Annotated in this window: 1 rRNA gene; it reads left to right on the forward strand. The window is 55.9% G+C overall.

Annotation, left to right across the window (positions count from 1 at the left end):
- A 23S ribosomal RNA gene (locus tag ACFVV1_RS40815) occupies positions 1-1,172 on the forward strand; the annotation flags it as partial.
- Positions 1,173-1,194: the final 22 nt, after the last annotated feature.

Raw genomic sequence — 1,194 nt, forward strand, 5'->3', positions numbered from 1 at the left:
GAGCTGGGGGTGGCCGCAGAGACCAGCGAGAAGCGACTGTTTACTAAAAACACAGGTCCGTGCGAAGCCGTAAGGCGATGTATACGGACTGACGCCTGCCCGGTGCTGGAACGTTAAGGGGACCGGTTAGCCGACTTTCGGGTCGGCGAAGCTGAGAACTTAAGCGCCAGTAAACGGCGGTGGTAACTATAACCATCCTAAGGTAGCGAAATTCCTTGTCGGGTAAGTTCCGACCTGCACGAATGGCGTAACGACTTCTCGACTGTCTCAACCATAGGCCCGGTGAAATTGCACTACGAGTAAAGATGCTCGTTTCGCGCAGCAGGACGGAAAGACCCCGGGACCTTTACTACAGTTTGATATTGGTGTTCGGTTCGGCTTGTGTAGGATAGGTGGGAGACTTTGAAGCGGCCACGCCAGTGGTTGTGGAGTCGTCGTTGAAATACCACTCTGGTCGTGCTGGATGTCTAACCTGGGTCCGTGATCCGGATCAGGGACAGTGTCTGATGGGTAGTTTAACTGGGGCGGTTGCCTCCTAAAGAGTAACGGAGGCGCCCAAAGGTTCCCTCAGCCTGGTTGGCAATCAGGTGTTGAGTGTAAGTGCACAAGGGAGCTTGACTGTGAGACCGACGGGTCGAGCAGGGACGAAAGTCGGGACTAGTGATCCGGCAGTGGCTTGTGGAAGCGCTGTCGCTCAACGGATAAAAGGTACCCCGGGGATAACAGGCTGATCTTCCCCAAGAGTCCATATCGACGGGATGGTTTGGCACCTCGATGTCGGCTCGTCGCATCCTGGGGCTGGAGTCGGTCCCAAGGGTTGGGCTGTTCGCCCATTAAAGCGGTACGCGAGCTGGGTTTAGAACGTCGTGAGACAGTTCGGTCCCTATCCGCTGCGCGCGTAGGAATATTGAGAAGGGCTGTCCCTAGTACGAGAGGACCGGGACGGACGAACCTCTGGTGTGCCAGTTGTCCTGCCAAGGGCATGGCTGGTTGGCTACGTTCGGAAAGGATAACCGCTGAAAGCATCTAAGCGGGAAGCCTGCTTCGAGATGAGTATTCCCACCAACTTGATTGGTTAAGGCTCCCAGTAGACGACTGGGTTGATAGGCCAGATGTGGAAGCCCGGTAACGGGTGGAGCTGACTGGTACTAATAGGCCGAGGGCTTGTCCTCAGTTGCTCGCGTCCACTGTGTT

It is taken from the genome of Streptomyces sp. NPDC058092, assembly GCF_042884935.1.
Taxonomy (GTDB): Bacteria; Actinomycetota; Actinomycetes; order Streptomycetales; family Streptomycetaceae; genus Streptomyces.